This is a genomic window from Halomicronema sp. CCY15110 (genome assembly GCF_016888165.1).
GTDB lineage: Bacteria > Cyanobacteriota > Cyanobacteriia > Phormidesmidales > Phormidesmidaceae > Halomicronema.
The window spans coordinates 1-253 of record NZ_JACSWC010000014.1 but is presented as its reverse complement, the minus strand read 5'-3'; the positions used below and the strand labels follow the sequence as shown (position 1 = coordinate 253).

Sequence of the window (253 nt, the reverse complement as noted above, 5' to 3'; positions counted from 1 at the left end):
CAGCGGGCACAATTGCCAACGCGTCAGCGGCAAAGCGGGGGAGGGCGGAAAAAAGAGGCTATTCTGTTGTGCCGCTTACTCGTCACCTTGCTCTATCTACGTCAACACTGGACGATGCAAGGGATCGCGGCAGTGATGGGCTGTGCAGAAGCAACGGTGTGCAACTACATCCATGAAATCCTGCCCTATCTGCGACAGGAACTACCGGCCAGTCTTCTCGAACAATGGCAGCAGGAGTGCACCAGTGTCGAAC

At 56.1% G+C, this 253-nt stretch carries 1 protein-coding gene; it reads left to right on the top strand.

Annotated features, from left to right (window positions below):
* Positions 1 to 66: 66 nt before the first annotated feature.
* The coding region (locus JUK32_RS28540) for a transposase family protein (RefSeq protein WP_204136837.1) at positions 67 to 253 on the top strand (187 nt) is incomplete at its 3' end.